Here is a 22831-nt window from a genome sequence, read left to right as displayed (position 1 = left end):
GTACGCGCTGCTCCCCGCACGCGCGGGGATGGTCCCACTTCGTCGGTCGAGGTGGACGCCTCCGGGTGCTGCTCCCCGCACGCGCGGGGATGGTCCCAGAGCGACGGAAGGCCAACGTGTGAGTACGCGCTGCTCCCCGCACGCGCGGGGATGGTCCCACTTCGTCGGTCGAGGTGGACGCCTCCGGGTGCTGCTCCCCGCATGCGCGGGGATGGTCCCGCGGTCAAGCGCTGGGGCCCGTCCTCGATGGCCTGCTCCCCGCACGCGCGGGGATGGTCCCTCCGAGTTGTCGGAGGACGAACCCGAAGGCGACTGCTCCCCGCACGCGCGGGGATGGTCCCTGACAGACAGACAGCTCACAACAACTGGATACCTGCTCCCCGCACGCGCGGGGATGGTCCCGACGGGAACGGCTACCAGGCGGGCCCCAAGTTCTGCTCCCCGCACGCGCGGGGATGGTCCCGGCCACGGGCGCGATGACGTCCTGGACGCGCTCTGCTCCCCGCACGCGCGGGGATGGTCCCGAAAATAGGCTAAACGGACAGTGCCGACCATACTGCTCCCCGCACGTGCGGGGATGGTCCCGCCGCACTGTTCCTCGGGTACGGCGGCATCCTCTGCTCCCCGCACGCGCGGGGATGGTCCCGAACTGACCCACCTCGCACCCGTAGAGCCTGCCTGCTCCCCGCACGGGCGGGGATGGTCCCGTCATTGACGACTGGCAGCAGATACGCCAGCTCTGCTCCCCGCACGCGCGGGGATGGTCCCGATCCTGAGCAATCCGCAGGAGGTGCCGGCGCCTGCTCCCCGCACGCGCGGGGATGGTCCCCCGACCGCCGCGAGGCCACTGCCCATCCACACTTGCTCCCCGCACGCGCGGGGATGGTCCCTCCGGCTCGACCACCGTCGACCGCCTCATCACCTGCTTGCCGCACGCGCGGGGATGGTCCCGGGAGGAGTGCCTCCGCGTACGGCAGGCATACCTGCTCCCCGCACGCGCGGGGATGGTCCCCGATCCGTCTAAAACGGCGCCTCGTCGGAGTACTGCTCCCCGCACGTGCGGGGATGGTCCCGATCGAGGACGAGACTCGGCACCTGCTCGGTCCTGCTTCCCGCACGCGCGGGGATAGTTCCGGGTCGGCAGGTCCCGGGGTGTGTGCCTCGCCTGCTCCCCGCGCGCGGGGTAGTGGATGGCCCCGCCACGCACGTCGGTCGTCGCGAGTGGCCGCATCTGCTCCTGGCCCCTGCGCGCAGGGACCGGTCCCAGAGCAAGCCCCGCAGGCCCCCGGGGAAGGTCGCAGCCGTATAGTTGAACGCGTTCAACACGCAACGCAGTTCGCAGGCGGGTTGGGGGCCCAGTGGCAAACAGGTGGCACGTGCGTGCCGGGGTGGCGGCGTTCAGTTGGCTTCTGGTGGCGTGCGCCGGGCCCGCTCAGTACTACGGCGGGACCGGCATCCACGACGCCACCGCCACCGAGGTCGCCGGAGACTGGGAGAACGTCGGGGGGACCCGGGTCGAACTGCACCAGGACGGGGCGGCGTTGCTCGCAAAGCTCGACGGGCAGGACTTTGACTACGACGAGGGCTGGCGCCTCTCCGGTACGGGGGCCTGGCAGCTGGCCGACACCGGCAGCGGGCAGGTCGTCCGGCTCGCGCTGAAGGCGCCGACACGGGTGGACAGGCGCGCCCCGGAAGCCGAAGGGAACTCGTCCCCGTCTGCGGACGCCCGGCCTCCGTCCGCGTACAACTGGACTTTGTACGTGGACCGTTCGGAGCAGAGGCACGAGGTGAGGCTGTTCTTCTTCTGCGGGGACCCCGACACCGGCAACACCTACGTGCTGACGCGAACCGCGAGGAAAAGGCCCGTCCCGTAACCGAGTTCGGCCGACTACGGTGGCCTGCATGCCCCACGCCCCGGCCCGCCTGACCCCCGACCTGATCCGCGCCCTCCTTCGCGACCAGCACCCCGATCTCGCCGGACTCCCCCTGGAGCTGGGCGCGCGCGGGTGGGACAACCAGGTGTGGCGGCTGGGGGACGAGCTGGCCGTGCGGTTGCCGTGGGCCACCGAGTCCGCAGATGAGTTGCTGCTCAAGGAGCACGCCTGGGTGCCCGTGCTCGCCCCGGGCCTCCCGCTGCCCGTCCCCGTGCCGCAGCGCCTCGGCGTGCCGTCCGAGCGGTTCCCGCGGCCCTGGCTGGTCACGACGTGGGTGCGGGGGGAGCCGGCCGACCGGGTTCCGGCGACCCGGGCCGAGGACGCGGCCGACACGCTGGCCCGGTTCCTCAGCGCTCTGCACCGGCCGGCCCCGGCCGGGGCGCCCGCCGGGCGGGGGCGTGGGGGGCCGTTGGGGCCGTACGGGGAGCACTTCGGGCAGGCGCTCGCGGCGGTCACCGAGAAGGGGTTGGTCGCCGATCCCGAACCGGTCCGCCGCGTCTGGGAGGACGCGGTCGCCGCCCCCGACTGGCAGGGGCCCGCACTGTGGCTCCACGGCGATCTGCATCCCGCCAACGTGCTGACCGCCAACGGCACGTTCTGCGGGGTCGTCGACTTCGGTGACCTCTTCGCGGGTGACCCGGCCTGCGACCTCGCTGCCGCCTGGATCCTGCTCCCGGACGGCGCCGCCGACCGCTTCCATGCCGCCTGCCGGCCCGCCCCGGACGTGGCAACTCTTCGCCGGGCCCGTGGGTGGGCGGTCCTGCGCGCGCTCAGTGCACTGCTCATCGCGGACGACGGCGACCGAGGGCTGCCGGGCGGCAAGTCGACGTGGGGGCCGCCCGCTCGGAGGTCACTGGAGCGGCTGGCCGCTTCCCTGGGGCAGTGAGGCGACCCGCTGGCGCCGCGGAGCCCGTAAAAGATCCGTGAGTTGGGGCTCGTGGCCCGCGCCGGGGGCAGCCACCGCCGCACCGCCGCCGTGTCGTCCCCGGCCGTGTGGTGTTGCACGCGGCCGTCGCTCGGGGCGCGTGGCGGCGGATGAGGCAGACGTTGCCGGCGTTGCCGGCGTGTTCGGAGAGCGGGAGCGGCGGCGCGCGGCAGCGTGGAGGCCGCCGCCGAGGGCCGCGGCGTGCCCGGGCGTCCGGTGAGCGCTGTTACGGGGACAAGCCGGCTCGGGCGCGACCAGGGCCGGGGCGCGTCGATGCCGCTCGCCGCGACGCACGGGCTCCGCGTCGGGCGCGGCCCGTGGCGCGTCCGGCCATCGGGCGCTACGCGGGTCCCGGGGGCAGGTGGACGGTCATGATCAGGTGACAGGTCTCGTCGCCCGAGCCGCGGTACGTGTGGGGGGTGTCGGCGTCGAAGGTGGCGGTCTGCCCGGCGGCTACGGGGTATTCGGCGCCGTCGACGACGAGCAGCATCTCGCCCCGGGTGACGCTGACGGTCTCGGTCACGCCGGCCTGGTGGGGGTGGCTGGGGTACTCCTCGCGGGGCTCCAGTGTCCAGCGCCAGACCTCGGTGGCCGCCGGGCCGCCGGTGGTCAGCATGAGCCGCGCCTCGCTGCCGCGCTCACCCTTCCACAGGGGCATGACGGACTCGGCGCTCACCACCCGCACGCGCTGTTCGGGGCTGCCTTCCATGAGGGCGGAGACGGAGACGCCGAGGGTGTCGGCGAGGCGGACCAGGGTGGCGAAGTTCGGGTTGCCCTGGGCCTTCTCCAGGGCGACGAGGGCGCCCTTGCTGACCTTGGCGCGGCGGCCGAGTTCGTCCAGGGACAGTCCGGCGCGGCTGCGGGCCGCGCGGACGTTGTGCGCGAGCGTCCGCAGTGCCGCCTCGGTCTCGGCCATCGGTTTCGCCCTCCAGCGGCAGGTCGGTGTGCTGAACCGTGCGGTCGTTCGGTTGACGACCTGCGGTCGGTGCGTTGTACGGTGTAGTCGTTCCATTGATAGTAAGGGATGTACTACCTGTGATCGCTCTGCTGCTGGCCCTGGGCAGCTCTCTGGCCTACGGATGCGCCGACTTCCTCGGCGGTCTGGGTGCCCGCAAGGCCCATGTCCTGCGCACCGTGATGATCGCGGCCCCGGCCTCGCTCTCCGTCGAGCTGCTGCTGTGGCCCGCGCTCGGCGCCTCCTTCGCCCCGGCGACCCTGGCCTGGGGCGCCGCCTCCGGCGTGGCGTCGGCGGCCGCGTTCGCCCTGCTCTACAAGACCCTGGCGATGGGCCCGATGAACGTGCTCTCCCCGGTCACCGCGCTGGTGTCGGCGATGCTGCCGGTCGGCGTGGGGCTGGTGCAGGGCGAGCACCTGGGGCCGGCCGGGCTGCTCGGCCTGCCGCTGGCCCTGGCGGCCGTGGTGCTGGTCAGTGCCGGGCACGGCGCGAAGTCGGCCCGTCCCTCGCGGAGCGCGCTGCTGCTGGCCTTCGGAGCCGGAGCGGCCATCGCGCTCCAGCTGGTCTTCCTGCACCAGGCGCCCACCGACAGCGGGGTGGGCCCGCTGATCGTCGGCCGTACGGTGTCCTCCGCCGTCACCCTGACCGTCGCCGGGGTGATGTTCCGGCGCCTCGGCACGGAGAAGCCCGCGTACGGGATCTCGGCGGCGGCCGGTGTGCTCGACTCGATCGCCAATCTGCTGTTCCTGCTCGCCGCCCGCAGCGGCGACCTGGCCGTCGTCGCCGTGATCACCGCCCTCTACCCGGCCGGCACCGTCCTGCTCGCCCGCAGCGTCCTGGCCGAACGCGTCCACCGAGGACAGCTGATCGGCCTGGGCACCGCCGCCGTCGCCGTCAGCCTCCTCGCCCTGACCTGAACCGTCCCTCACTGAACCGCCACTCACCTGAACCGTCCCTGACCTGAACCGCCACTCACCACGGAAGGAACCCGGCATGTTCATCCAGCCCTGGGACGCCGCCCTGGACGACGCCGAATGGCGGACGTGGATCGCCGACGGCCACGACTTCGGAATCCTCAGCGTCAACGGCCTGCCCGGACACGCGCCGATCACCGTGCCCACCCACTTCACCGTCGACGGCGCGGCCCTGCTCGTACACCTCGCCCGCCCCAACCCGGTCTGGAAGCCGATCGAGGCCGATCCGAACGTCACCTTCACCGTCACCGGCGACTACGCCTTCATCCCCGGCCCCTGGCGTACCAGGCCGGGCACCGAACCCACCGACGGCGTCCCCACCAGCTACTACGCCGCTGTCCAGTTCACGTGCCAGGCCGCCATCGTCGACGAACCCGAGGAGAAGGCCGAGCTGCTGCGCCGCCAGATGGCCCACTTCCAGCCCGACGGCGACCACGCCCCGATCGACCCCGGCCGGCCTCCTTACGGCCGGATGCTGCCCGGCATCCGCGGACTGCGCCTGGACATCACCGAGGTCCGCGCGAAGTTCAAGTACGACGACCACAAACCCGTCGAGCAACGCACCGACACCGCCCGCAGGCTCACCGGACGCGCTGCCGCCCTCGACGTGCCCGCCGCGGCCCAGCAGCTGCGCCGCCTGGACCGCGTCGGTGTCTGGAAGCCCTGACCGCCCCCACCCCAGTCCGCCCAGAACGGAACTCTCTTCACGATGACCGCCTTCCGCATCAGCCCCGCCGTCGCCGACGCCTTCCCCGACACCCTGATCGCCGTCGTCACCGCCACCGGCCTGAACGGCCGCGAGCCCTGGCCCCAGACGGCTGCCGCCGTGGAGGCCCTGGAGCGGGATCTCGCCTCCGGCACCTGGGCTCCCGCCGACGACGGCGACCCGCGCATCGAGGCGTGGCACACCGCCTACCGCTCGTTCGGCACCAACCCCCGCCGCATCAGGCCCAGCGTCGACGCCCTCGGCCGCCGCATGGCGAAGAAGGGCAGCCTGCCCCGCATCAACCCGGCCGTCGACTCCTACAACGCCGTCTCCGTCCGCCACGGTCTGCCCGCCGGAGCCTTCGACCTCGACCACGTAACCGGCGACGTCGAGATCCGCCACGCGGACGGCAGCGAGACCTTCACCCCGCTCGGCGAACCCGACACCGTCGAGCACCCCAAGCCCGGCGAGATCGTCTACACCGACACCACCGACGTCCTCACCCGTCATTGGAACCACCGCGACGCCCACCGCACCCGCGTCACCGAGGACTCCACCCGCGTCGCCTTCGTCCTCGAAACCCTGTCCGCCCCCCGCGACGGACACCTCCTGACCACCGCCGCCGACGAACTGCGGGACCTGCTCACCGAACACTCCGCCGAGCGCGCCGTCCACTACCTCAGCCCCGCCCACCCGCAGGTCACCCTCTGACGCCTTCCCCCACCCCCTCCCCGGCATCCCAGTGACGGCGAAGGCCGAGCAGCACCCCGTCCGGGCCTTGGCGCTCACTCCTGGCCACCGCCGTTCTCGACCTCGTCCCGTCCCAGCGCGTCCGGGTCGCGCAGTGGGCGCTGGGCGCCGGCGGGCGGAACATGGCCGGCGTGGCCGGGCCGTGGCCGGGCCACCAAGGGACTCTCGCGGGGCTCTTGACCTCAAGTCTGGTCGAGGTCGCAGGATCGAACCATGAACGAGACCAGCACTGCCCCGGACCCCCAGGACCACATCGAGATCGCCACCCTCATCAGCGGCTTCTTCCGCGCGCTGGACGAGCGCCGCTTCGAAGAGGGCTGGGCCGGCGCCTACTTCACCGACGACCTCCAGGTGACGACCCCGGTCGGCACGGCCACCGGCGCCGACGCGATCCGCCTCGCGGAAGAGGCCGTCAACCGCTTCGCCGCCACGCTCCACATCTCCTCGGACGTCCTCGTCCGCCCCGCCCCGGACGCCCGCACGGCCGACGTCACCTGGAACGCCCACATGACCCACGTGCACCGCGATTCCACCCTCCGGTCCCGCGGCGAGGGCGCCGACCCGCTCTTCACGGTGGGCGGGGTGTACGAGGCCCGGTTCCGGCGCATGGACGAGGGGTGGCGGGCGACCCGGGTGGGGGTGCGGGCGGTGTGGACGGCGGGGGAGCCGCCGGTGCTGAGAGCGGGCGGTGCGGCGCATGTGGCGCAGGCCACGGGCTAAGGCTGGCTGAGTCACCGCGAGGCGCGCATCGCAGCCGACAGGACGAAGGTCACATCCTCGTGCCGGCCGGCACCCCCCAAGGCTGCAGCGACGTTCAACACCGCCTGTCGGTCAGCGCGTTCGGCGACGTTGATCAGAATCGCTTCGGCGGCGTCGTGCAGGCCAGCGGTGCGGCACGAAGTGACGGCCCTCACGATGTCGGCGGCGGCGTAGGACATGCCCGCCTGCCAGAGCAGAAAGCCAGCATCGTGTTTTCGGCCAGCAGCAAGGTATCCAGCCACCAGTCTCGTCTCCGGCCAGCTGAGTTCCACGGCATCTGCGGGGTGCCGGTCCCCATGCCGCAGGGGGACCGGCACCCCGCTCGGCTTCGGCGGCAGCGAAATCTCGCGCCGCAGGGCGCGGCGGCGCAGGCGTCGTGCCCGCGCCACCCCGGGGTTCTCGACGGCGGGCGAAGCCGGCTGTTCCGGTCCGGAGTCCTCAGAGACCGTCGGATAACCGACCGCGCAGCACTCGCAGTGCTTCTTCTTGGCGTGACAGCGGAGTTCGAAGAGTGTGTCCAGAGTGTGGGGCAGTGGCCCCCGCCCCGCCGCCGAGGCATCCTTCTCCACCACCGCGTAGAAGTCCCGCAGAAGCGTTATGTCCGGGATGCGGCCACCGTTTAGGTGGTTTGAGAGAGTTGTCGGTTCCTGGTGGGCGTCCCTCGCGATGTCCGCCTGGGTGCGCGGGCTGCATTCCCGGATCTCGCGCAGCGCTGTCACCAGGGCACGGTGGGCGGCGGTGGTCCGGGACGGCAGCTCTTTCCAGGTCTTGCGATTGCGGGTCACGCACACCTTCCGATCATTTGGGGATGGCAGACGGGCGTCAATTGTGGCTGAAGCAGCGGCTTTTCGGGAAGGCGTGGATGTTTTCCGTAACCCCTCGAAACCTTGCGGAACCTGGCGTAGCAGCCTTCGGGCGGTCACAGTGGTGATGCCCGGAAGGGGCGCCAGCTACCAGGCGTCCACACGCACTGCTATGCACCTGACGAAGAGGGGGCCCCTGGATGACTCTGCCGTCGTGGCAGGACGAAAAGCTCGGAACGATGAAGCGTGCCGCGCTCTGGCTGCTGACCGTCGTGGGGGAGGGCAATGTCTTCACCAAGGAGGACGTCAAGAACGCCTTCCCCGGAATCACCCAGGCGGATCGCCGCGTGCGTGACCTTCGTGGTTACGGGTGGCAGATCGTGACCCACAGGGAGGACCCCGGCCTCGACCAGAGCGAACAGCGGTTCGTCGTGCGGGGCCAGCCTGTCTGGGAGCCCGGCAAGGCCACCAAGGACAGCTCGTCCCTCACGGATACCCAGCGCCGGAAGATCCTCGCACGCGACGGCAACCGCTGCCGGTCATGCGGGATTACGCCGGGTCAGGCGTATGCCGGCACTTTCGAGACCGCCCAGCTCGATATCGCCCGGCGGAAGGTGAAGCTGCCTACCGGTGCCTCGGTGGTCCAGCCCATCGCAGAATGCCACCGCTGCCGCGTGGGCGGCCGTTTCCAGGAGGCAGACCTGAAGGCTGTGCTGGAGGACATCACCAAGCTCGGCGGACTGCAGCGGCAGACGCTCGTGGCCTGGGTCGCCGCCGACGAGCGCGAGTTCAGCCCCGTGGAGCGGGTCTGGTCCGACTTCCGTACGCTGCCGGCGGACTCCCGCGACGAGGTACGTAAGGCCCTCGGGCTCCCGCCCGTCTGAGACCGGCTCTCAGCTCATGGCGGGGCCGCCGGGGCCGGCGGCCCCGCCATGAGCTGAGATGAACCTTTCAAGCAAGAGGAGAACGGACCACCGTGAGCAACAACGCCGGGGACTTCGGTCTGCCGCCGCATGCCGCCAAGAACAGAGACGTCGTCGAGCAGCGTCTCCGGGACTTGGCGGCCGGGGGCGGACTGCAGGAAACGCTGACCATCGAGTGGCGGACGAAACCGCAGGTGGTGCAGGTCATCGATATGCCGGTGGACTCGCTCTACTACAACCCGGGAACGCACCGCATCCGCGCGCAGCGAAGCTACGACACCCGGTTGGACCGCCGGCTTGACGAAGACGCATGGAGCGACGAGAGCCAGGATTACCTGGATTTCCTTCTCAAGGCCGAGCCTTCAGACCCCTCGAAGCGTGACAAGGACTTCGACGCGCTGAAGCAGAGCCTCGAAGAGTTCCGGCAGAACGAACCGGGTCTGATCACCCGCGAGGGCATCCTGGTCAACGGCAACACCAGGGCGGCGGCGCTCCGCGAACTCGGCGTGCCTGAGATCCGGGTGGCCGTTCTGCCCGACTCCTGTACGTGGGCCGACATTAACCGGGTCGAGCTGTCCCTGCAGTTGCGCCACGACACACGGCGGCCCTACTCGTACATCAACCGGCTGCTCACCATCGACGAGCAGGTGGAGGCCGGCCGGCCGCTGAAGGAGGTCGCCCGGGACTTCCGCATCCGGGAGTCGACGGCTGAGCAGGACCTGTGGGTGCTCTCCTGCCTCCGGGACCTGAGCGACAGGTCGGCGGCTGAGGGCGTACAGCTCCGGCTGCTTGACTTTGAGGACGCCCAGGAGCGGCTTCGCGAGGTGCACCGTGCTTTCGCCAAGGAGTCCAAGTCTGATGTACAGAAAGCGGAGTTGCTGAAGGAGAACCGCCTTGCGGCCATCGTGATGAATTTCTCCAAGACCGACCTCCGTCTGATCGAATCAGATTTCCGGAACAGGTATCTGGAGCACCGGCTGCCGGAAGAACTGAAGCCCGCTCCCGCGGTGGCCTCCGGCCGCGTGATTCCCGGCATCAACCGGGCGGTGAAGGCCGAAGCACCGCAGGTCGCCGCCGCCCGCGCGTTCACTGATTCCGTGCTCCGCGCCAAGGCAGTGGTCCGTGCCAAGGAGAAGGTCCCCGCAGCTCAGGTGGAGGCGGCGTCGTCTGTCTTCGACGCCGCGCACAAGGCTGTAGAGGCCGCACTTGAGCCCGCCGGCAAGGACGCCCGGGTCCGCAAGCGGAAGCAGGCTGCCCCCGACCGCCTCAACGACGCGTGCCAGGACATCGAACAGTGCATCACCGACATGGTGCTGGCGAGTGGGGCCCGCAGTCTGGACGAGGAAGCACTGGACGAGGCGGTGCTCAAGCTCAAGGCCACGTTGAAGAAGCTGGCCCAGGCCACGGCTCAGACCATCGAGATGCCTGGTGAGGGCGTCGAGTGGCTGCGTGAAGCCGTGCGGCAGGAGCCCTCGTGACCATGGCGACTGACGAACCGTCCCTGCACATCGGCTTCGATGTCACGCGGACCAAGGCCCTTCTGCGTGCCGCCGAGCCTTACCGCAGTGATCTGACGCGGCTCTCGGCCAGGTTCCCCGGTGGCAGCCCGCGCGGCCGTCTCGCCCTGGAGCTGGATCTCGATGACTTCCTGGTAGGCATCGACGCCCTGGCTGAGTGGTCCCACCCCGAGACGGTGGTGTGGTCGGACGAGCTCAGTGCCTTGGTCGGGGAGGTACTCGATGACGCCGACCGCGCCGAGGAGCAGCTCCAGTCGCCTCAGGCGGCCGGGACCTGGGACGACAGCGCTGTGGAGGCGGCGCTCGGGGACGGCTGGCGTGCCGGCCTCACGGAGTTCCAGCGTCGTGATGTCGCACAGCTGCTGTCCCTTCGGCATGGTGCCAACTTCAGCGTCCCTGGTGCTGGGAAGACCCGCGTCGGCCTGGCGGTGTATGCGGCAATGCGCGAGCGTGGCGACGTGCGCAGACTGCTGGTGGTCAGTCCCAAGTCAGCTTACGAGTCGTGGCTTTCGGAGAGCGCCCTCTGCTTCAGGGAGCCACCGCGGACGGCCGTCATGGGCAAGGAGCCTGACCACAGGGCAGACATTCTGATCGTCAACTACGAGCGGCTCGACCGTTCGCTCGCGGCACTGGCGGGCTGGCTACGGGGCACGCCGTCCATGATCATTTTGGATGAAGCGCACCGGATGAAGCTGGGGTCGCGGGGAACGTACGGCAGCGCCTGCATGGCGCTCGGCCCGCTCACCCGCCGACGCCTCATCCTTACCGGTACTCCGGCCCCGAACGGAGCCCGGGACCTGGAGAACCTGCTGTCCTTCGTCTGGCCTGGTCATGGGCGCAGAGTGGTGACCCAGGCGGTCGAGGGTGGCGATCTCGCGTACGCGAGTGCCGTGCTGCGGCCGCTGTTCACCCGGACGACGAAGAAGGAGCTGGGGCTCCCCCCCTTCGAGACGCGGATTCGTCGCCTGAAGATGCCGGCGCTGCACCGAGAGGTGTACGACGCGCTGGTGGGCCGGTTCACGGCGAGGGCAGAAGCATCGCGTGATGAATTCGATGCCCTGGGCAAGGCGATGCTCCGGCTTCTGATGGCGGCCACCAGTCCTGCGCTGCTTATCGAGGGTGAGAGTCGCTACGAGCCTCTGGTTTATCAGGTTCCGCCGCTTGAAGTGCCAGAGGGTGAATCCTTGTACGCGCTCATGCGTAATCTGCCCGCGCACGAGCTGTCTCCGAAGTACAAGGAGGCGCTCAATATCGTTGCGACGAATGCTGCGTTGGGGCGGAAAACCCTTGTGTGGACGACCTTCGTCCGCAGCATCACCACCATGGAGAGCCTGTTCAGCAGGTACCAGCCGGCAGTCGTCCACGGTGGCACCCCGGACCGGGAGGAGCAGATCAGACGGTTCCGCGAGGATCCGGACTGCCACGTTCTCCTGTCCAATCCGGCCACTCTCGGTGAGGGCATCAGCCTTCACCACGTTTGCCATGACGCCGTGTATGTAGACCGTGACTTCATGGCCGGACGTTTTCTGCAGAGCCTGGACCGCATACACCGTCTCGGGCTGGCCCCCGGAACCCAGACGCGCGTCACCGTGCTCGCGGTTGAAGGCACGATCGATGAGGTGGTCGCCATGCGGCTTGAGGAGAAACTCGAATTCATGGGGCGCATCCTGGACGACCCCGCCGTCCAGCAGCTGGCTGACCTGGAAGATGAGCCCTCCGGTGCGGCCGGGATGGACATGGCCGACGTCCGCGCTCTGCTGAACCACGTCAGTGCTGTCGCCGCCCACTGAAGCGACGCGCCGCGCGGCGCGCCGCTGGCTGACTGAGTTGCGCGTGGCCGGGGTGCCACGGGTGCGGGCGATCCTCACCCATCATCCGGGTTACGCGGATCTCACCCCTGCACAGTATGCGGAGGGCCTTGCCTGGCTCAGACGTACGGGCATGGTGTCCACGGCGGGACGGCCCGTCGTGGACATCAGCGAGAGCGAGGCGGCGGACGGCGACAGGGCGCTGCCCCCGGTGGTGTGGAGCAGGGCTGGAGAGCAAGCGCGGAGGGCTGTGGGTGCCGCAGGTGAACAGGCGCTGCTCCGGCTGCTGCGCGACGGCGGAGTGCCGCATGTGAGACATGTGGCCGCGGAATCCGACGCGTACGGATACGACATACAGGCAGCACGGTCCGCCTCTGAGCGGGCACACATCGAGGTCAAGTCGACCACTGACCCGACCCGTCTGGTCATCCACCTGACACGTCACGAGTACGAGGTGATGGCGACGGACGAGCACTGGTGCCTCGCCGCCGTCCTTGTCGGCCGCGACGGGTGCGCGGTGAACGTGGCAACGGTCGACCGGGGCTGGGTCCATTCATCCGTACCCGCCGACCAGGCGGGGAGCGGCCGCTGGGAGTCAGCTCGGCTGGAGGTGCCGGGCCATGCTCTGGCACCAGGTCTGTTCATCGGGGCGGGGTGGTTGCTGCCGGAGGGAGCACTGCCTCAGTGCCCTGTCTGGCACCAAGACCGCGACGGACAAAAGGGATCAGGCCAACACTAGCTCGCTTGTTCGAATATGCTGGGCTCCGTGCCAGGGCGAGAGCTCGAAGCCCTGCGCTTGGTCCGCCCAGGTTGCTGCGGGGCACGCCTCCGGGCCGGCGCCCAGGTAGGCTCTCCCAGTCTCGCCTGTCAGCATTGGCCTGTTCTGGCCCGGTGAGGCTTGAACGCTGAACGTACGAATGAGGAGACCGGAGCCGATGGGTCCCAGTGACGACGTGCTGACCTCGATCGAGATCTGCGCGGGGGCTGGAGGGCAGGCTATCGGCCTGCATCAGGCCGGTTTCAAGCACCTGGCGCTGGTAGAGATCGACCCGCACGCCTCCGAGACGCTTCAGGAGAACATCGCGTCCCTGGCGGAGTGGAGCTGGGAGCGAGACTTCTGCGATGTGATTTCCGGTGATGTGAACCAGTTCGTCCCCATCGCTTCGGGGGGTGATCGTGAGCCTGACCTGAAGAAGGCGCAGAAATATCTGGGAAAGCCTCTCGCCAAGGGCGAGCTGCATCTTCTCGCTGGCGGCGTGCCGTGTCCGCCCTTTTCGCACGCCGGCAAGCAGCTCGGGAAGGATGATGAGCGTGACCTCTTCCCGCGGATCCTTGAACTTGCTGACGAGCTTCGCCCTGAAGCGGTGATGATCGAGAACGTACGCGGTATCAAGGACGCGAAATTCGAGGAATACCGTACCTACATCGAAGCGCGCCTTCAGGGCGGATGGGCCACCCACCCTGTCACGGGCATCGTCGAAGACTTCGAGGGTCTCGGCTACCAGGTCTGCGAGTGGGAGGTCCTGGAAGCCAGTGACTTCGGCGTTCCGCAGTTGCGCCCCAGGGCCGTTCTGGTGGCCATCCGCAAGGATGTGCTCGGAGACCTGAAGTTCGTCTGGCCGACTGCCGCGGGAAGCCCTGTGAGCGTCTTCGAGGCTCTCAAGAAGTCCATGAAGGCCCGCTATGCCCCTTACCTGAAAATGGGAGGGGAAATCGCGGATCTGGCGAAAGAATGCCATGACAGGTGGAAGGTAAAGGCGCAGCAGGCCGAGAGCAAGAAGGACTCCGGTGTGGCCCCCACCCTGGTTGGCGGGTCCAAGAAGCACGGCGGCGCCGATCTCGGCCCGAGCCGTGCTAAGACCGCCTGGGGTCTTCTGGGGGTCTCCGGTGTGGGAGTCGCCAACTCCCACGACGAAGGTATGAGGAAGAAGAGCTGGGAGCGGGACCTCTTCAGGAAGGAAGGTCCCATGCTCACGGTTGAGCAGGCGGCGATCATCCAGGGGTTCCCGCCCAATTGGAAGTTCACGGGCGGAAAGACCGCGCAGTACCGGCAGGTCGGGAACGCCTTTCCGCCGCCGGTCGCCGCAGCAGTGGGCAAGGCCATCGCGGACGTGCTGCGTGCCGCCCATGAACGCGACCGCCGCAAGGCGCAGGCCCCCGAGACGCTACCCGCGCAAATCGCGTCGGCGTTCGCGGACAGTGCTGACGATCTCCAGGGCGCACACGTCTGAGTCCTGGTGTTCCCAGAACCGCAGGACGGCCCACCCGGCCTCGGCCAGCCGCTTGTCAGTGTCGCGGTCCCGGGCCATGTTCCGGGCCACCTTGTCTGACCAGTAGCCCGGGTTCGTCTTGGGCGGGACATAGTGCTCAGGGCAGCCGTGCCAGTAACAGCCGTCGATGAATACGGCCACCTTCGCTGGACGGAAGACCAGGTCAGCCGTCCGGCGAAGGTCTGGCAGAGGCCGCGCGGCCACGCGGTATCGAAGGCCGTTCGCATGCACCAGCCGGCGGATGAGGCGTTCCGGCTGGGTGTCGCGGCTGCGGATCGCCTGCATGTTCCGGCGGCGCGCCGCAGACGAGGCCCACGAGCCGTCCGGCGGGGTCCAGTCTGCGGGCTCAGGCACTACGGTCACTCCCGGGTCACGTTCATCGCACTTCAATAGTGGCTTCACCAGGCCGGGACGAGTCGACCGCCCGGAAGCGAACGTAGGGTACCGGCTTGTCCGTCGTGCTGGCGGCTGGGATGAACGCCGCGGCCAGCACGACCTTGCCGGGGTCGATACTGCCGTCCTTCACGAGATCTTCCGGGCTGCCAAGGCTTGGGTCGATGACCGGGTAGAGGAGTACGGCTCCACGGCGCGGGCGGTGGAGCTGAGTGGCGAACGGGTCATCGTCACTCAACGCGCGGAGTCCGGCGATGCGCTCGGCGGACTGGCGATGGGCGACACCGGAGATGCGGTTGAACACGCCGCGGGCGTTTCGCTTGCGCTGGACCAGGCTGAGGGGCTGACTGCCGACAATGCTGGCGGACACGCTCGTCGGTCCGGACGTCTGAGGAAGGATGAGCGCCCAGTCGTCCGTAGCGCACCCGGCGTCGCTCGCCTCCCGCAGATAGGCCAGGTGAGGGGCGAAGAGGTCTGGCCTGCCCCAGGTCAGGCGGCTCACGATGTCCAGCAGCTGGATATGGCTGAGAACCGCCGTCCGAGCGGGGTAGCGGGCGTAACCGCCCCGGTCGTTTTCGGAGACGGTCACGAAAACGGAGAGGTCCTCACGCAGCGCCCCCAACGCCACCCCCCAAGCCTCCACGTTCCCCCGCAGCTCCTCCGCCCCCACCGGGTACGCGGTCGGTTCCACCCACTGGCCCGGGGAGCGGATCTCCACCAGTTCCGCGTTGAACATCTTGTTGCGGGCCGAGGGGCGGATCCAGGAGAGGTGCTGGGAGACCAGCGGGGGGATCTGGGCAGGGGTGACCTGGGGTTTGCCGTCCACCAGGGTGGCGTAGCGGGTCAGCTGGGCGCGGAACGTCTCCTCGTCGCGGCAGATGGCCTCGAAGGCTTCGTAGAGGTCGATCGTCCTCGTCCTGCCGAGCGGTACCTCGCGGCCGATGTAGAGACGGACCAGGTCCCGGTAGCCGGGGCGGAAGCCGAACCAGCGGCCCACCTGCATCAGGGTGTCGGTCTGTTGGATGGGGCGGACGTAGTACGTGACGGTGAGGCCCTCGACCGTGAAGCCCCGGGAGAGCTTCGTGCCGCCGACCAGGATCTTCCACACGTGCGGGGTCCGCTCGAAGTCCAGGTCGGGCTGGTCGTAGTCGCGCTCCGTGTCGCCGTTCACCACCAGGACGGGGGTGCCGCCCGCGTTGATGAGCTGGCGGGCGCGCGAGACGTAGGCCCTCAGTTCCTCGTACGACTCAGGCGTGGGCAGCTCCGCGTCGGCGAAGCGGTGGAAGTCCGAGGCGAAGAGGGCGGCCAGGCGGTCGTGGCCCTGGCGGCTCGTGTAGGCGGCCCGGTGCCACATGGAGTTGATCCGCAGGGCGAGGGCCGTGTGCTCGGCCATGCGTACCGACTCGTGGACGAGCATCGTGTGGTGCCGGAACGGCCCTTCGGGGACGCCCCGGTCGGCGCGGTACAGCTTGAGCGCGCCCGTGAGGACGAACGCGTCCAGTGCCTCCTGGAGGCGGTCGCCCGTGTCCTCGTAGATGCCCCGGATGTGCGTCTCCTCGGCGGTGCCCTCGTCCGTGTCGAGGTCGTGGAAGTCCTGGACGCCCATGTAGCCGGTCGGGCGGGGCAGCGAGACGAGGAAGTCGCGCGGGAAGATGTCCTCGCCGTCGCCGGGGTCCACGAAGACGTTGGCGAACGGGGTCGCGGTGTAGCCGACGTACTGGGCGCGCGGCAGCAGGCCGAGCAGCTGCGAGATCTGGCGGTTGATGGCCGTGCGGGTGACCTTGCCCTCCTCCCACTTCTTCGGGTCCGTGGTGTTGACCGACGCCTGGTCCGACTCGTCGTCGATGATCAGCGCGGGGATCTCGGAGAGGATCGGGCCGATCTTCTTGAGGTCCTTGATCAGCTTGTCCAGCACGGACTTGTTCTTCTTCACGACCATGATCCGGGCCGCCGCGTGGTGCAGGTTGGCCGGTGCGTACAGCGGCTCGGTGCGCGACTGCTTCTCGAACTCCAGGGCGCGGATGCCGTTGAGCAGGCTCTTGTAGTCGTCGTCGCGGGTGGTGAGACGCTCGATGTCGAAGGCGCCGAGGGCGGAGGGCCGGCCGCCGTGGCTGACGAACTTCTCCGGCCAGTCCGCGTCCTCCTGGTAGTCGATGCCGACCAGGGCGTCCGGGTCCGCCGGGTCCGCGCCGCGCAGGATGTTCTCCTGGCCGATGAGCTCCATGTCCAGCCGGCGCTGGGTTTGGCCCCGGAGGAGGTTGAGCGTGCCGCCGAGGACGATGACCAGGCGGTATCCCGCGTCGATGGCCTTCGCGGTGACGCCGGTGAAGTTGGCGGTCTTGCCCGACTGGACGTAGCCCACCACCAGGCCGCGAGCCCCGTACGCCTCGGGGCGCGTGGGGTCGGAGAGGCGCTCGACCACGGCATGGCTCGCCTCGTCCAGTCCGGAGACCGCTGCGTCCGACCAGCCCTTGCGGCGCAGCAACCGCTCGTACGACGTCCAATAGAACGAGCGCGCCGCGGCCGCGTCCCGGGAGTACCAGGAGACGAACTCCTTGCTGATGACCGTCGGTCCGGGCTCCTTGAACACCGGGACGGCACTGTCGAGCGCCTTCCGCAGCCCGGCGCCGAAACCCAGCCGGGTGTACGTGTCCGCGCGGCGCTCGTCCGTGCGGGGCGGCGCCGCCGACCAGTCGGCCTGCTCCGCCAGGTCCCAGGCGGTCAGGGTGCGGTGCCACAGTGCGATCAGCCCGTCACCCGGTTCCGCGCCCAGGACCCGGTCCTGGAAGTGGGAGAGCGCCGTGTCGGCGGGCTCCTCGTCGTCCGAGAGCACGAAGGCGAGCTTGGCGAAGGGCTTGGGCCCCCGGCGCATCGCGGCCAGCACGTCGCCGTGCAGGGTGAACAGGGGGTCGGTCATGGCGGGCGGCTCTCTCGGATCGGTTACGGGGACGGGCGGGCGGGGGAGGGGGCTCAGCGCTCCATCTCGCAGCGTGCCGCCGTGACCAGGACGCTGTTCCACAGCGCCACGTTGTCGGTGTGGACGGCCCGGACCCGTTCCTTCTGGAAGATCTCGTTGACCATCAGATAGAGCATGCTCTTGATCACCGGGGCGTCGTTCAGACCTCCGCGCCGGCCCCCGTTGAGCACCTGCCGGTACTCCTTGTTGAGCCGGACCTCCCGCTGCTCCCGGTCGAGTTCGAAGAACACGTCGGACGGCAGGCTGTCCCAGCGGAACGCGATCGGGTCCTCGCCCTCCAGCTCCGGCAGCTCGTCGCGCAGCGTCCGCCGCAGCTTCGGGTCGATCCCCTTGCCCGCCGGGAGCACTGCCTTGCGCTGCGGCTCGGTGGCGCGCCGGGCCGCCTCCCGGTACGTGAGCGCCGCCTCCTGCACGTAGGCGGCGAAGGGGTGACCCGCGGCGTCCACGGCCTGCTCCAGGCCGCGGGCGAACGCGGGGGTGACCGTCACACCGTCCTTCTTCACCGTGAGGTTGAAGACGTCGTTCGGCGCGGACGGCAGGTCGACGGCGATCCGGGCGAGCGCGAGGTGGCCCTCCGGGCTGCGGGTGCTGTTCCAGCCGCCCGCCTGGACGAGCCGGTCGTTGCGGTAGATGTAGAAGCCCTGGCGCTCGGCGAGCGGGCCGATGCCCCGGAAGCTGACCAGCGGTGACTTGGGCGGCCAGATGTGCGCGGTCAGCGCGACCTCGCCCACGCCCTCGACCGGGGCGGTGTAGGTACGGGGATAGCCGGCCCGGCCGGGCACCCGGTAGCCGAACGGGTCGATCGGTTCGACGCCCCGGTGGTCCAGCTCCTCCTTGGTCCGTACGTCCTCCACGACGATGTCGATGTTGAAGCCGTCGCGGGCCAGGAAGCGGTGGAGGTAGAGCCCGAGGTGGGTCTCCAGCTTCTCAATCGCGTCGTTGAGGTAGCGGTCGGCCTGGCCGGTGGTGATGGTCTCGAAGGCGCGGACCCGGTCCCAGCGCACGATCGTGCCCTGCCACTGGATGACGCCGTCGTAGCGGTCCACCAGGTCCTGGCAGTACCCCGGGTCGACGATGTCGCAGCTGAAGTCGGCCCGGGCGCGGGCCGTCAGCCAGCGGCGGCCGGTGGACGGGCTGCGCTTGGTGCGGCTGATCACGGTGAGCGAGTCGGCGTGCGACAGGGACGCCGCCTTGAGGCCCGCGCCGAAGTGCCCGAGCGCCGTGTCGTCGTACCCCTGCCTGCCGCCCACCGTCATCGCGGTGTCCAGTGCGGCGTCGTCCATGCCGCGGCCGTCGTCGATGACGAGGAGGCTGACCAGCCGGTCGTCGTCGCGCAGCAGGCTGACGACGACGTTACGGGCACCGGCGTCGATGGAGTTGTCCACGAGGTCGGCGATGGCCGCCTCGAAGCCGTACCCCTGGTGTGTCAGTGACTCGACGTACCGGGCGGCGGGCGGGAGTCGCTTGGTGCCGGTGGTGGGGACCTCGAACTGCCAGTCGGCAGAGGGCTGGTACGGCGCCATGAAGCCTTCCTCGCGCACACAGAGCTGAGACCTGCGTGGGGAGGTGCGGCCCTGATGAGTAGATGCGATGTGATGGTATTGCAAAGGTGGGACAGCCGGGAATCCCAGTGACAAATACGCTCGCGCTACGTCGTCGCCGCCCCCAGCACCCGCACCAACGCCACCCCCGCCTCCCCGTTCAGCTCCACCGCCTCGCCCGTCTCCACGAAGCCCGCCCTCCTCAGCACCGCCCGCGACGCCGTGTTCCGCACCGCCGCCCTCGCCCTGAGCGCCGTCAGGCCGTACGCCGTGCGGCACAGCGCGAAGAGGTCGTGCACCGCGGTCGTCGCCAGGCCCCTGCCCGTGGCCTTCTCCGCGAGGCGGAAGCCGAGTTCGGCCGTGCCGGCGGAGACGTCCATCAGGTTGAAGCGGCCCAGGACCTCGCCCGTGTCCTCCGCCACCAGGACGTGGAAATGGCAGACGCCCGCGGCCTGTTCGGCGAGCAGCGCCTCGTGGCGGGGCGGGTAGTCGGTGAAGTAGGCGTCGCCGCGGTCCGGGACCGACGCGGCGAAGTACGCGCGGTTGGCCTTCTCGAACGCGAGGACGGCCGGGGCGTGGTCGGGGCGCAGGCGCTGGAGTTCGGGCATGGACGAAGGGTACGGAGCCGGGGCGCGTCCCGGCATCCGCATTCCGGCCGCCTCACACCGGCCCCGGAGCCCCGCCCCCGGAGCCCGGCCCCCGGCGCAGCCCCGCGCAGCGCCGGCCCCGGCCCCGGAGCCCCGCCCCCCCCGGGGCGGCCCCGCGTCAGCCCCAGCACCGGCCCCGGACGACGACTCCTACACCCGCCCCCCGTGGCACCCCCGGTACGACTCCCCCGACCCGCACCAGCAGTCGCCGCTCTTCGCCGGTGGCCAGGGGACCGCGCGCCCCCGCGCGGCCAGGGTCGTCGCGTACTGGGGGAGGAGGTCCGGGTCGGCCGGGGAGGCGGATTCGGAGGCGGCGAAGGCTTCGTAGGAGGGGACCGTGCCCCGGACGATGCCGAGGTTCGGGGTGCCCGCCGCCTGGAGGTCGCGCAGGGCCGCCTCCAGGCGGGCCAGGTGGTCCGGGTGGGAGGCGTACTCGCTGCCCAGCCTCGGGTACGCCGTGAGGAGTTCGCGGAACTCCGCCGCCGGCCAGTGCAGCACCGCCACCGGGAAGGGGCGGGACAACGCCGTGCGGTACGTGCCCAGTTCGGCACGGAGACGGGTGATCTCGGCGCGCAGCTCGCCCGGGTCCGACGATCCCAGGGACCACAGGCGCTTGGGGTCGTGCAGCTCGTCCAGCGGGACCGCCGCCGTGTGCAGCGTGTCCGCCAGCTCGTCCCAGGCGTCGTGCCCGACGCCCATCAGGCGGCGCACCCGGTGGCGGCCGGTCAGCAGCGACTGGGTCGCGTACGGGACTTCCTCGCCCGGGGCGATCAGCAGGCGCAGGGCCGTGGAGAAGAGGTCGTGCGCCGCTTCCAGCTCGTCGTGGGCCTCCAGCGTCTCGGCCGCGATCTCCCACGGGGCGGCCTCCTGCGGGGCCGCCACCCGGACGCCGTCGATCAGCGCGCGGGCCTCCGCCTCGTGGCCGTACTCCCACAGGTTCGCGGCGCTGAGCGCCTTCACCAGGTGCGGGTGCTCGGTGCGGGGATCGCCGAGCAGGTCGTCGTAGAGCGTCGTGGCGCGGGCGCGGTCGCCGCCGAGTTCCAGGTGGGCCGCCGCCTGGAGGAGCAGCGGCTCGTGGTCCTCGGGGTACTGCGCCGCGGTGCGGAGCAGACGCTCGGCTTCGGAGATGTGGTCGGCAGGGGTGTCGGGGCGCATGCACCACACCGTACTGCTGTGCGGGGGCGCGGCGGGGGCCGCTCCCGAGGCCCCGGGCATGCCGCCGACCCTCTAACGTGTCTCCACGTGCTCAGACGACGTCCGCAGTTGTTGTGGTTGCTGGTCCCCTACGTGCTCTACCTCGGGGCGCTGCCGTTCGTGAACCGGGTCCGGCCCGTCGTTCTCGGGCTGCCGTTCCTCTTCTTCTGGCTGCTCGGGGCGACCCTGCTGACCCCCGTCGCCGTGTGGCTGACCCGGCGGGGTGACCGCCGGTGAACGCCACCGTCGCGACCTCCGTCTTCGGGGTCTTCATGGTCGCCACCGTCGCCCTGGGGCTGCTCGCCGTACGCGGCGGACGGGGCGGCGGGGGCGGGCTCGCCGAGTGGTCGGTGGGCGGGCGCAGCCTCGGGACCGTCTTCATCTGGGTGCTGATGGCCGGCGAGGGCTACACCAGCTTCAGCTACCTCGGCGCCGCCGGCTGGGGCTACAACTACGGGGCGCCCGTCCTCTACGTCGTCGCGTACATGTCCTGCGGATACGCCGTCGGCTACGTCGTCGGGCCGATGCTGTGGGCGTACGCGCGCAAGCACGGACTCGTCGGGATCACCGACATGGTGGCGCACCGCTTCGGGCGGCCCTGGCTCGGCGCGCTCGTCGCCGTCCTGGCGACCGTGTTCCTGCTTCCGTACATCCAGCTCCAGATCACCGGCATGGGCGTCGTCGTCTCGACGATCTCCTACGGGGCCATCAGCCTGAACTGGGCGTACTTCATCGCCTTCGCCGTCACCACCGGCTTCGTCGTCGTCAGCGGTCTGCGCGGCAGCGCCTGGGTCTCCGTGCTGAAGGACCTGCTGGTGATCGTCACGCTCGGCTTCCTGGCGGTCTACGTGCCCGCGCACTACTTCGACGGCTACGGGCCCTTCCTCGACCGGCTCGTCACCGAGAAGAGCGAGTGGCTGACCTTCCCCGGCCACGGGGACAGCGGCCTCGGACAGGCGTGGTTCATCACCACGTCGTTCCTGAACTCGCTCACCGTCGTGATCTTCCCGACCACCGTCGCCGGCTACCTCGGCGCATCGAGCGCGGACGTGCTGCGGCGCAACGCCATGTGGCTCCCCGCCTACAACGTCCTCCTCTTCGTCCCGATGCTGCTCGGCATGGCGGCGCTGTTCGTGGTGCCCGGGCTGGTCGGTGCCGAGTCCAACCTCGCGCTCTTCAAGCTGGTCACGGACTCGCTGCCCGCCTGGTCCGTCGGGGTCATCGGGGTCGCCGCCGCGCTCTCATCGATCGTGCCCATGGCCGTGTTCATGCTGGTCATCGGCACGATGTGGGGCCGCAGCGTGCTCTCGCTCGTGCCCCGCTGGGAGCACCGGCAGAAGGGCGCCGCGCAGCTGGTCGTCGTGGTCGCGGGCTCGCTGGCGCTGCTGCTCACGTACACCGCACCCAACACCCTCGTACGCCTCTCGCTCATCTCGTACGAGGGGATGGCGCAGCTGCTCCCCATGGTGCTGCTGGGGCTGATGTGGCGGCGGTTGACGCTGCTCGGGGCGCTGTCCGGGCTCGTCGTGGGGGTCGGCGTGGTGTGCGGGTTCGTTTTCACGGAGCACGATCCGGTGTGGGGCGTGAACGCGGGCATCGTCGCGCTCGCCGCCAACCTGGCGGTCGCGCTCGTGGTGACGTACGCGGGTCCGCGCGAGCGCGACGAACGGCCGGACGAGGAGGTGCTGGCCCGGGACGAGCTGGAGGCGGACCGCGTGGTCGTCAACGTACGTTGACCCGTTCGGCCGGTCGTGT

Annotated in this window: 20 protein-coding genes and 1 CRISPR repeat array; of the genes, 13 read left to right on the top strand and 7 right to left on the bottom strand. The window is 70.1% G+C overall.

The features are described 5' to 3' along the window. Positions 1-7: 7 nt before the first annotated feature. Positions 8-1134: a CRISPR direct-repeat array (repeat unit 29 nt; unit sequence CTGCTCCCCGCACGCGCGGGGATGGTCCC). Between the two features lie 242 nt (positions 1135-1376). Next, the gene (locus ACLQ2N_RS09780; RefSeq protein ID WP_425811090.1) at positions 1377-1874 is read left to right on the top strand and encodes a hypothetical protein; all 498 of its coding nucleotides are present in this window, start codon (positions 1377-1379) and stop codon (positions 1872-1874) included. A gap of 28 nt (positions 1875-1902) precedes the next feature. Then, positions 1903-2820, top strand: a complete 918-nt coding sequence (locus tag ACLQ2N_RS09775) for a phosphotransferase (RefSeq protein WP_425811088.1) — start codon at positions 1903-1905, stop codon at positions 2818-2820. A gap of 379 nt (positions 2821-3199) precedes the next feature. Here the strand turns inward: ACLQ2N_RS09775 and ACLQ2N_RS09770 are convergent, their stop codons facing one another. Beyond that, on the bottom strand, positions 3200-3775 hold the full coding sequence (locus tag ACLQ2N_RS09770) for a helix-turn-helix domain-containing protein (RefSeq protein ID WP_425811086.1): 576 nt from the start codon (positions 3773-3775) through the stop codon (positions 3200-3202). A 119-nt stretch (positions 3776-3894) separates the two neighbouring features. Between ACLQ2N_RS09770 and ACLQ2N_RS09765 the strand changes: the two genes are divergently transcribed. From ACLQ2N_RS09765 to ACLQ2N_RS09750, 4 genes are all read left to right on the top strand, one after another. Beyond that, on the top strand, positions 3895-4731 hold the full coding sequence (locus ACLQ2N_RS09765; protein ID WP_425811084.1) for an EamA family transporter: 837 nt from the start codon (positions 3895-3897) through the stop codon (positions 4729-4731). A gap of 76 nt (positions 4732-4807) precedes the next feature. Further along, positions 4808-5455, top strand: coding sequence for an FMN-binding negative transcriptional regulator (locus ACLQ2N_RS09760; protein WP_425811082.1), 648 nt, complete (start codon positions 4808-4810; stop codon positions 5453-5455). Between the two features lie 42 nt (positions 5456-5497). Continuing rightward, on the top strand, positions 5498-6205 hold the full coding sequence (locus tag ACLQ2N_RS09755; protein ID WP_425811080.1) for a B3/B4 domain-containing protein: 708 nt from the start codon (positions 5498-5500) through the stop codon (positions 6203-6205). A gap of 252 nt (positions 6206-6457) precedes the next feature. Beyond that, positions 6458-6964: a nuclear transport factor 2 family protein gene (locus ACLQ2N_RS09750; RefSeq protein ID WP_425811078.1), complete on the top strand. Its 507-nt coding sequence runs from the start codon at positions 6458-6460 to the stop codon at positions 6962-6964. An 11-nt stretch (positions 6965-6975) separates the two neighbouring features. Here ACLQ2N_RS09750 and ACLQ2N_RS09745 read toward each other — a convergent pair whose 3' ends face one another. Continuing rightward, entirely contained in the window at positions 6976-7788 is an 813-nt protein-coding gene (locus tag ACLQ2N_RS09745) for a hypothetical protein (protein WP_425811076.1), read from the bottom strand. Between the two features lie 218 nt (positions 7789-8006). On the opposite strand from ACLQ2N_RS09745, the gene ACLQ2N_RS09740 reads away from it, so the two are divergent. The 5 genes from ACLQ2N_RS09740 (at position 8007) to ACLQ2N_RS09720 (ending at position 14285) form a co-directional block, all read left to right on the top strand. After that, the gene (locus tag ACLQ2N_RS09740; protein WP_425811074.1) at positions 8007-8690 is read left to right on the top strand and encodes a hypothetical protein; all 684 of its coding nucleotides are present in this window, start codon (positions 8007-8009) and stop codon (positions 8688-8690) included. Between the two features lie 92 nt (positions 8691-8782). Then, a complete protein-coding gene (locus ACLQ2N_RS09735; protein ID WP_425811072.1) occupies positions 8783-10207 on the top strand; it encodes a transcriptional regulator in 1425 nt (474 codons plus the stop codon). Positions 10208-10209: 2 nt separating this feature from the next. After that, positions 10210-12036 (top strand): DEAD/DEAH box helicase, encoded by a 1827-nt coding sequence (locus ACLQ2N_RS09730; protein WP_425811070.1) that lies wholly within the window; start codon positions 10210-10212, stop codon positions 12034-12036. Positions 12037-12214: 178 nt separating this feature from the next. Then, entirely contained in the window at positions 12215-12793 is a 579-nt protein-coding gene (locus ACLQ2N_RS09725; RefSeq protein WP_425811068.1) for a protein NO VEIN domain-containing protein, read from the top strand. A gap of 196 nt (positions 12794-12989) precedes the next feature. Then, the gene (locus ACLQ2N_RS09720) at positions 12990-14285 is read left to right on the top strand and encodes a DNA cytosine methyltransferase (protein WP_425811066.1); all 1296 of its coding nucleotides are present in this window, start codon (positions 12990-12992) and stop codon (positions 14283-14285) included. Here the strand turns inward: ACLQ2N_RS09720 and ACLQ2N_RS09715 are convergent. From ACLQ2N_RS09715 to ACLQ2N_RS09695, 5 genes are all read right to left on the bottom strand, one after another. Next, positions 14220-14678: a very short patch repair endonuclease gene (locus tag ACLQ2N_RS09715; protein ID WP_425811064.1), complete on the bottom strand. Its 459-nt coding sequence runs from the start codon at positions 14676-14678 to the stop codon at positions 14220-14222. The genes ACLQ2N_RS09720 and ACLQ2N_RS09715 overlap by 66 nt on opposite strands. A gap of 22 nt (positions 14679-14700) precedes the next feature. After that, positions 14701-17634, bottom strand: coding sequence for a Z1 domain-containing protein (locus tag ACLQ2N_RS09710; protein WP_425811062.1), 2934 nt, complete (start codon positions 17632-17634; stop codon positions 14701-14703). 53 nt (positions 17635-17687) lie between these two features. Next, positions 17688-19217: an ATP-binding protein gene (locus ACLQ2N_RS09705; protein WP_425811060.1), complete on the bottom strand. Its 1530-nt coding sequence runs from the start codon at positions 19215-19217 to the stop codon at positions 17688-17690. A 125-nt stretch (positions 19218-19342) separates the two neighbouring features. After that, positions 19343-19843, bottom strand: a complete 501-nt coding sequence (locus tag ACLQ2N_RS09700) for a GNAT family N-acetyltransferase (RefSeq protein ID WP_425811058.1) — start codon at positions 19841-19843, stop codon at positions 19343-19345. A gap of 189 nt (positions 19844-20032) precedes the next feature. Further along, the gene (locus ACLQ2N_RS09695) at positions 20033-21037 is read right to left on the bottom strand and encodes a hypothetical protein (protein WP_425811056.1); all 1005 of its coding nucleotides are present in this window, start codon (positions 21035-21037) and stop codon (positions 20033-20035) included. Between the two features lie 117 nt (positions 21038-21154). On the opposite strand from ACLQ2N_RS09695, the gene ACLQ2N_RS09690 reads away from it, so the two are divergent. Both ACLQ2N_RS09690 and ACLQ2N_RS09685 read left to right on the top strand, forming a co-directional pair. Beyond that, complete coding sequence (locus tag ACLQ2N_RS09690) at positions 21155-21313, top strand: DUF3311 domain-containing protein (protein ID WP_018105675.1); 159 nt, start codon at positions 21155-21157, stop codon at positions 21311-21313. After that, entirely contained in the window at positions 21310-22812 is a 1503-nt protein-coding gene (locus ACLQ2N_RS09685) for a sodium:solute symporter family protein (RefSeq protein WP_425811054.1), read from the top strand. Before ACLQ2N_RS09690 ends, ACLQ2N_RS09685 begins: the two co-directional genes overlap by 4 nt. The last annotated feature ends 19 nt before the right edge of the window (positions 22813-22831 follow it).

It is taken from the genome of Streptomyces sp. DT224 (assembly GCF_049844595.1).
In the GTDB taxonomy this organism is placed as follows: domain Bacteria; phylum Actinomycetota; class Actinomycetes; order Streptomycetales; family Streptomycetaceae; genus Streptomyces.
This window is presented reverse-complemented; position numbering and strand designations above follow the sequence as displayed.

What these genes read in the sequence shown, in the direction of transcription:
- ACLQ2N_RS09720 (WP_425811066.1), top strand. Translation starts at nt 12,990, where the DNA reads ATGGGTCCCAGTGACGACGTGCTGACCTCGATCGAGATCTGCGCGGGG.
- ACLQ2N_RS09750 (WP_425811078.1), top strand. Translation starts at nt 6,458, where the DNA reads ATGAACGAGACCAGCACTGCCCCGGACCCCCAGGACCACATCGAGATC.
- ACLQ2N_RS09775 (WP_425811088.1), top strand. Translation starts at nt 1,903, where the DNA reads ATGCCCCACGCCCCGGCCCGCCTGACCCCCGACCTGATCCGCGCCCTC.
- ACLQ2N_RS09695 (WP_425811056.1), bottom strand. Translation starts at nt 21,037, where the DNA reads ATGCGCCCCGACACCCCTGCCGACCACATCTCCGAAGCCGAGCGTCTG.
- ACLQ2N_RS09730 (WP_425811070.1), top strand. Translation starts at nt 10,210, where the DNA reads ATGGCGACTGACGAACCGTCCCTGCACATCGGCTTCGATGTCACGCGG.
- ACLQ2N_RS09770 (WP_425811086.1), bottom strand. Translation starts at nt 3,775, where the DNA reads ATGGCCGAGACCGAGGCGGCACTGCGGACGCTCGCGCACAACGTCCGC.
- ACLQ2N_RS09740 (WP_425811074.1), top strand. Translation starts at nt 8,007, where the DNA reads ATGACTCTGCCGTCGTGGCAGGACGAAAAGCTCGGAACGATGAAGCGT.
- ACLQ2N_RS09710 (WP_425811062.1), bottom strand. Translation starts at nt 17,634, where the DNA reads ATGACCGACCCCCTGTTCACCCTGCACGGCGACGTGCTGGCCGCGATG.
- ACLQ2N_RS09760 (WP_425811082.1), top strand. Translation starts at nt 4,808, where the DNA reads ATGTTCATCCAGCCCTGGGACGCCGCCCTGGACGACGCCGAATGGCGG.
- ACLQ2N_RS09705 (WP_425811060.1), bottom strand. Translation starts at nt 19,217, where the DNA reads ATGGCGCCGTACCAGCCCTCTGCCGACTGGCAGTTCGAGGTCCCCACC.
- ACLQ2N_RS09700 (WP_425811058.1), bottom strand. Translation starts at nt 19,843, where the DNA reads ATGCCCGAACTCCAGCGCCTGCGCCCCGACCACGCCCCGGCCGTCCTC.
- ACLQ2N_RS09755 (WP_425811080.1), top strand. Translation starts at nt 5,498, where the DNA reads ATGACCGCCTTCCGCATCAGCCCCGCCGTCGCCGACGCCTTCCCCGAC.